This is a genomic window from Hymenobacter terrestris (assembly GCF_013377905.1).
GTDB lineage: Bacteria > Bacteroidota > Bacteroidia > Cytophagales > Hymenobacteraceae > Hymenobacter > Hymenobacter terrestris.
On the sequence record NZ_JABKAV010000042.1, the window covers coordinates 20394 to 27020 of the forward strand.

At 63.6% G+C, this 6627-nt stretch carries 7 protein-coding genes; 2 read left to right on the forward strand and 5 right to left on the reverse strand.

What is annotated here, in order from left to right; translation table 11 throughout:
* Positions 1-2 precede the first annotated feature (2 nt).
* Positions 3-776 (forward strand): sulfite exporter TauE/SafE family protein, encoded by a 774-nt coding sequence (locus HW556_RS13065; protein ID WP_176900539.1) that lies wholly within the window; start codon positions 3-5, stop codon positions 774-776.
* 122 nt (positions 777-898) lie between these two features.
* On the opposite strand, the gene HW556_RS13070 is transcribed toward HW556_RS13065, so the two are convergent.
* A complete protein-coding gene (locus tag HW556_RS13070; RefSeq protein ID WP_176900540.1) occupies positions 899-1366 on the reverse strand; it encodes a hypothetical protein in 468 nt (155 codons plus the stop codon).
* A gap of 266 nt (positions 1367-1632) precedes the next feature.
* Between HW556_RS13070 and HW556_RS13075 the strand changes: the two genes are divergently transcribed.
* Positions 1633-2637, forward strand: a complete 1005-nt coding sequence (locus tag HW556_RS13075) for an SDR family NAD(P)-dependent oxidoreductase (RefSeq protein WP_246289643.1) — start codon at positions 1633-1635, stop codon at positions 2635-2637.
* 133 nt (positions 2638-2770) lie between these two features.
* Here HW556_RS13075 and mutM read toward each other — a convergent pair whose 3' ends face one another.
* The 4 genes from mutM to HW556_RS13095 all read right to left on the reverse strand — a co-directional run.
* Entirely contained in the window at positions 2771-3595 is an 825-nt protein-coding gene (mutM, locus tag HW556_RS13080; RefSeq protein WP_176900542.1) for a DNA-formamidopyrimidine glycosylase, read from the reverse strand.
* A gap of 248 nt (positions 3596-3843) precedes the next feature.
* Complete coding sequence (locus tag HW556_RS13085; protein ID WP_176900543.1) at positions 3844-4746, reverse strand: PhzF family phenazine biosynthesis protein; 903 nt, start codon at positions 4744-4746, stop codon at positions 3844-3846.
* A gap of 206 nt (positions 4747-4952) precedes the next feature.
* Positions 4953-5840 carry a M48 family metalloprotease gene (locus HW556_RS13090; RefSeq protein WP_176900544.1) on the reverse strand — a complete coding sequence of 296 codons (888 nt, stop codon included), beginning with the start codon at positions 5838-5840 and terminating at the stop codon, positions 4953-4955.
* Positions 5841-6045: 205 nt separating this feature from the next.
* The coding region (locus HW556_RS13095) for an MFS transporter (RefSeq protein WP_176900545.1) at positions 6046-6627 on the reverse strand (582 nt) is incomplete at its 5' end.

Genomic DNA, 6627 nt, shown 5'->3' on the forward strand with positions numbered 1-6627 from the left:
CTATGCTGACTGCTACCACGCTTGCCCTGCTGTGTTTGTTCGCCTTTCTGGCTGGGTTGATTGATGCCGTGGTGGGCGGGGGCGGGCTGATTCAGCTGCCGGCGCTGCTGGTGCTGTTGCCGGGCGTGCCGGTGCCCACGCTGCTGGGTACGGGCAAAGTATCGTCGTTGCTGGGTACGGTGGCAGCGTTGCGGCGCTACGCCGGGCAGGTGCCGCTGCGGTGGCGGGCAGTAGGTACGGCGGCGGCCGTAGCGGGCGTATTCTCGTTTCTGGGGGCGCGGGTGGTAAGCAAGCTGCCCCAGGAGCTGCTGCCGCCGCTGGTGCTGGGTTTGCTGGTGCTTATTGCCGCCTATACCTTCTGGCGCAAGGATTTCGGCAGCATCCATGCGCCCCGGTTGCCGGCCAGCCGCGAGCCGTACTACGGGGCCGCACTGGGCTTGGTGTTGGGCTTCTACGACGGGTTTTTTGGGCCCGGCATGGGCTCGTTTCTGCTGTTCGCCTTCGTGGGCCTGTTCGGCTACGATTTCCTCACGGCCTCGGCCTCTGCCAAACTCGTCAACGCCGTTACCAACTTTACGGCCCTCATCTACTTCGCCGCCTCGGGCCAGATTTTGTGGGCCGCCGCAGTGCCCATGGCCGTCAGCAATATCGTTGGCTCCACGCTGGGTGCTCATCTGGCGCTGCGCCACGGCACGGGCTTCGTGCGGGTGCTGTTTCTGCTGATGGTCAGCGCCTTCATTCTGAAGCTGAGCTGGCAGATATTTTTTGGTGGCTAGAGCGAAACGTCAATCAGAGCGCAGCGAAGAATCTCGCATGCAGTAGTAGCCCTGTCGTTAGGGTTTACTTTGGCACGCGCGATTCTTCGCTGCGCTCTGAATGACGTTCTGTTCGCTAACCGCTACTCCTGGCCCGGCATGCCGGGAACGGGGTTGCCCTGGATGCCCTGGGAGCTGGGGACGCCCATTTTCTCTTCGCGCTTGCGCTGGTATTTGTCGAACTGAGCCGGGCTGAGCACTTCCTTAAGCTGCGCCATGCGGGCCTGACCAATGTCCTCGATAACGCCGCCCATTTTGCGCACGTTCTGGCGGTAAGTGTAGCGGGCGGTTTCCACGCCGCGCACACTAATCAGGTTTATCTGGCCCACCCGGGCCATTTGCTGCGGGTTGAGGCCCAGGGCTTTTTGCATGTTGGCCGTGAGGGCTGTGGCGCGCTCGGCAATTTTGCCCTCATCGAGCTTGGGAGCCGGCGCGGGGGCGGCCGTAGCGGCCGGGCGGGCCGCTGGTTTGGGTCGGCCGGCCGTTTGGGCCAGCAGGGCGGGGGCGGCCGTGAGGGTGAAGAGAGTGGCGAGCAGGTAGGGCGCTTTCATAAGCGAAGAAGTCAATAGCAAGAAAGTAAAGTCGGAAAACGGTCCGCAACCAGGGGCGGGGCGCAAAGGGACAGTAAAGATGGTGCCAGTTTCAGCGAACCACTGCCACCAACGCGCAGCGGCAAAGTTATATTCCCTTAAATGGCCTAAAAAAAACAATCGGCCGACCGGCCTGTAACCTTTCGGCTCCGAAACACTTACAGCCTATTATCCTTTCGTTTAAATCTATTCGCTGTATGAAATCTGATACCCGAAATTCATTGCTCATGGCTGCCGCGACCGGTGCCGGGCTACTGGCTGCTACGCTTTACGCCAACCGCCGCGGCAATTTCGAGCTGGCTGGCCGTACGGTGCTCATTACCGGCGGCTCGCGCGGCCTAGGCCTCATTTTGGCCCGGCAGGCTGTGGCCGAAGGGGCCCGCGTGGCCATCTGCGCCCGCGACGCCGACGAGCTGGAAGAAGCCCGTCGCGAGCTGGCCGCTGTTGGCTCCGGGCTGGTTCGCGCCTTCGTCTGCGACCTAACCCAACCTGATGAGGTGCGCCAGCTGGTGGCCGATGTGGAGCAGCAGCTCGGGCCCATTGAGGTGCTGGTCAACAATGCCGGTATCATCACGGCCGGCCCACTCGACAATATGGATGTGCGCGAGTTCGAAGATTCGATGGACACTCACTTCTGGGCGCCGCTGCACGCCATGCAGGCCGTGTTGCCCAGTATGCGCCAGCGGGGAGAAGGCCGGATCGTGAATATCGCCTCGGTAGGTGGAAAAGTGGCCGTGCCGCATCTGGCTCCCTACTGCGCAAGTAAATTTGCGCTGGTAGGCCTCTCGGAAAGCTTCCGGGCCGAGCTGCTGCAATATGGCGTGCGCGTCACCACCGTGTGCCCCGGCCTGCTGCGCACCGGCAGTGCCCGCCACGCCATCATTAAGGGCCGGCACCGCCAGGAGTACGCCTGGTTCACGGTGGCCGACTCGCTGCCGGCCCTCTCGATGAATGCCGACAACGCCGCCCGCCGCATCTGGAACGCCTGTCGCCGCGGCGACGCCGAAATCATCCTCAGCCTGCCCGCCAAGCTGCTTTCGGGTCTGCACGGCCTGCTGCCCGGCACCACCGCCAACCTGCTCGCCTGGGTTAACCAGGCCCTGCCCGCCCCCGACACTAACCGCGGCGACGCCCGCCGTTTCGGCTACGAAAGCGAGTCGCCCATCACCCGTTCCTGGCTCACCACCCTCAACCGCCGCGCCGAGAAAAGGAATAATGAGGAATTTGAATAGGTAAGGGAGAAGAGCACATCTTATCCCGACGAAGGAAGGACCTTATAACGCAAGAGCCAGCCGTTGTTACGGCCGACCTCGTGTGATAAGGCCCTTGCTTCAGCAGAATGACGGTCTATTATATCAACCGCAGCTACTCCGCCGGCTCTGGCTGGCACTTGGGGCAGAAGTAAGTGGCCCGGCCGCCCACGTATTTCTTCTCGATGCGGGTGCGTGGGTGTCGGGGGCAGAACTCGTGGGCGTCGGTGCCGGGCGTGGCCGACTCGTCCCATTCGCGGGCATGGATGAGGAAGCTGGCCGGGAAGTTTCGGTAGTTAGCCTCGGCGGCAATAGCCGTGGTCAGGACTAGTTGAATGGCCGCGTGCAGGCGCTTTACCTCGGCGGCCGTGAGGGTGTTGGCTACCCGCTCGGGGTGGATTTTGGCCTGGAACAGCACTTCATCAACAATCCAGTTGCCGAGGCCGGCCGTAAGGCGCTGGTCGAGCAGCAGAGGCTTGAGCAGCGTTTTGCGTTTGGCCAGCTTGTCGGTTAGCTCGGCCACGGTCAGCTCCAGCGCATCGGGACCGAGCTTTTTGGCCTGCTGGTAGGCGGCCACGCTTTCGGCTAGCCGGATACGGCCGAATTTGCGCGGGTCGACGAAGGCGGCGCGCAGGCCCGAATCCAGGTGCAGGGCCACGCGGGTGAAGCGGGGCGCATCGGCCGCGTCGCGGTAGGCACCTACGTCGCCGCTCATGCCGAAGTGCAGCACCAGCACCCGGCCGTCGTCGAGTAGCAGAAAGCAGTTTTTGCCCAGCCTGCTGGTACCTGTAATAGTGCGGCCTACCAGCGCCGGCCGCAACGTGTCTTCGGGCGTGCCCAGCACATGGGCGTCCAGTACTTCAAAGGTGCTAATCTTCTGGCCTACTACCAGTTCATCCAGGAAGCGGCGGTAGGTTTCGACTTCGGGTAGTTCGGGCATTTGGTAGTTGGAATGCTGATGACTTTGCGAGTTGGAAAGAGTGGTCTAACGGCCCCTTCATGCATAAACAGACAGCCGGGTAAAATGTGCGGCGCGGGTATCCACATAGCCTGAGTTAGAAAGAACGAAGTAGGGTGCGGGGCTTGTCCCCGCCCGCCGTTGAACGGTCCGGGTCTGAATCGTTCGACGGCGGGCGGGGACAAGTCCCGCACCCTACTACGTTCGGATTGTCATCCTTCCCTTTCCGCTCATAACCTTAACTCGCCTTGCACCACTACCACGCCCTGGCCGCTGATGTGAACTGCCTCGATGGCATCGGGCGGACCCTGCACCGCTACGTGCACCGTGCCGGGGCGGCCCATCCAGTGGCCCTGTTCGGCAATAAAATCGGGGGTGGAAAGCAGGCCGTAGTGCCAGAGGTAGGCGGCCATGCCGCCGGTGGCCGAGCCGGTTACCGGGTCTTCGGGCAGGTCGGGTGGGGTGCAGAAGTGGCGGGCGAAGGTGGTGCCGGCGGGCGTGGCCCCTTCGAGGCAAAACAGGTGGGAGCTGAAAAAGCCGCTGGCCCGACGGTAGGCATCGAGCGCCATTGGGTTGGGCAAGTGCGCTCGGCGCAGGGTGGCCGCGTCGCGTAGCGGTACCATGAGCTGGGGCGTGCCGGTGCTCACCGTCTGCACCACGGCCCCCGGCAGCAGGTCGGCGGGCGTGAGGCCGAACAGGGGCAGTACTTCGGCCGGCTCGTGTAGCCGCCCGAACTCGGGGCGGCGCTGGGTCATGCGGATGAGGTGGGGCTGGCCGGTTTCGGCGGGCGAAACGCGAATGGCTACGGGGCCGTGCAGCAACTCCAGGTGTAAGTCGAGGGGGCGGCCGTTGGTGGGGTAAGGCAGGCGGCCGGTGTGCAGCAGGGCCGTGAGGGTGGCAATGGTGGGGTGGCCGGCCAGCGGAATTTCCTCGCCCGCCGTGAAGTAGCGCACCCCAAATTCGGCCACCGCCGAGCGGCGCACAAAGGCCGTTTCCGACTGGTTGAACTCCTGCGCCAGCTGCTGCATCTGGGCGTCGGTCAGCTCGTCGGCATCAAGCACCACGGCGCAGGGGTTGCCGCCCAGGGCCGTGTCTGTAAAGGCATCAACCAGCAAAAACGGGTAAACGGGCATCAAGCAGAAGGATAAGTGAACCCCAAAGATAAACGGCCGGCTCCCCGCAAGGGAAGCCGGCCGGCTGATAGGAAACAAAACGTCATGCTGAGCATAGTCGAAACATCTCTACTGCTTTATTGAACGACTGCAACGAATCAGTAGAGATGATTCGACTGCGCTCAGCATGATGATTCTTTACTCACTTCTCCCTCTGATTTCTCTCCCTACGATGGGTCTGTGAGCAGGGCTACCTGGCGGCCGTTGGGGTCGACAATTTCGCCGGCGCGGCTGATGTAGAGGCGGCGCTGCTGACCGTCGATGAGCACGTAGGGGTAGTTGAGGCTTTCGGAGCGAGTGAGGCGGCCAACGACTTCGGCGGCCTGTCCGGCCCGGTCGAGGCGCACTACGCTCAGGCGGTCGGTTACATAGAAATCGACTTCAGGCTTGGCCTGAAACGTGATTTTACCCAGCACGCTCACTGGCGACGCCCGGCGGGCTACTACCTGCCGCACTGGTGCCGGTTGGGTGGCCAGCATGGCTGGCTCGGCCGAGGGTGCGGCGCTGCGGGAGCTGGCCGTAATCTGCTGGCTGGCCCGCTGCCAGCCCTGGCCGATGGCCGTTAGGCGGGTCCGACGGCCGGGGTGAGTGGGGGAGGCCTGCTCATCCGACACTATAGCCATGCCGGCCTGCGCCTGGGCGAGGCTGGCGCCCATCTTGCGTAGCACGAAGCCCGAAAACTCGTCGGCCTCCAGCTCGTCGGTAGGGTTCGAGCCGCCAGCGCGCAACGTGTGGCCGTTGAGGTGGTGACCCATTTCGTGGGCCAGAATGCTAATGCCGGCCCAGTCGGTGCGGCCGGCCCGGTTAACGGCCGATACGAACTGCGGATTGTAGAGCAGGTAGCGCTGCCCGCCATACACCACGGCCGCCGCATTCTGCACCTCGCTGGTGGCGCGCAGCTGGAAGCGAGGCTTCAGGCCCACCACATCGGTTATTTCGCGCAGCACGTCGCGCTGGCCGTTGCCGCTGCTCTGGGCCGAAACGGTGTCGGCCAGCAGCAGCCCGGCAGCCAGCAGGCCGGCAAAGCGGCGGAAAAGTCGAAGGTTGATAGTCATGGATAGGTGGGGTAGAGTGCGCCTTAAAGTAGGCAACTACCTTGCCGAAGTAGCGTAGGCAGGGCATCTGGACAACAGCAGTTGATAAGAATTTATTCCGTCCAAAGCTGAAAAAACCAGCTGGACCTCTAACCCGCTAACGCCCGCTCTCACGGGAATCGTATGCGGCCCGAAATTCCAACTTCGTGCTACTTATCCTGCCTATCTACGTAGCCTCGCCAGCGGTGCTGGCTATCAGGCGGGTGCTGCCGGGTGGCATGGGAGGATGGCCGGCGGCCGGGTGGTAGTGCTGGGCCAGCAGATGCGCAACGTGCGGCCGCTCGGGCCCTTCGTGCAGCTGGCGCAGACTCACCTTTAGCTTGGCCTCCTCGCGGCCTACACCGCGCTGGTGCTGGCGCAAATACTCCTCCCACGACTCGGAAAGGAAGTATTCCATAAGCCGGTTGGGGTCGGCCAGATCAGCATACAGGCCCCAGCCGATGGCGCCCTCGCGGCGGCGGATGCGGCCCAGCTGCTCCATGTAGTAGGCAAAGGCCTGGTGATTTTCGGGGGCCACGCGGTAAGTGGTGGTCGTAATAACTGGGCCCTCGGCGGGGGCGGGCTGTTCGGCCAGCACGGGTTCGGGGCGTTGGCGGGCGGGGGGGGGGTCGGGGGGTGGGGTTGCGGGCCCGAACAGGGCCTTCATTCCCGGGGGGCTGCGGCGCATGGAAGGCGGCGTGGCCCCCGTCCAGGCGACAGGCTGCTGCTGCCAGCGCAACGTAATCATCAGGCGCTGAAATATGGGCGG

Excerpts from the sequence above, each read along its gene's own strand:
- HW556_RS13085 (WP_176900543.1), bottom strand. The coding sequence starts at position 4,746 with ATGCCCGTTTACCCGTTTTTGCTGGTTGATGCCTTTACAGACACGGCC.
- mutM (WP_176900542.1), bottom strand. The coding sequence starts at position 3,595 with ATGCCCGAACTACCCGAAGTCGAAACCTACCGCCGCTTCCTGGATGAA.
- HW556_RS13065 (WP_176900539.1), top strand. The coding sequence starts at position 3 with ATGCTGACTGCTACCACGCTTGCCCTGCTGTGTTTGTTCGCCTTTCTG.
- HW556_RS13090 (WP_176900544.1), bottom strand. The coding sequence starts at position 5,840 with ATGACTATCAACCTTCGACTTTTCCGCCGCTTTGCCGGCCTGCTGGCT.
- HW556_RS13075 (WP_246289643.1), top strand. The coding sequence starts at position 1,633 with ATGGCTGCCGCGACCGGTGCCGGGCTACTGGCTGCTACGCTTTACGCC.
- HW556_RS13070 (WP_176900540.1), bottom strand. The coding sequence starts at position 1,366 with ATGAAAGCGCCCTACCTGCTCGCCACTCTCTTCACCCTCACGGCCGCC.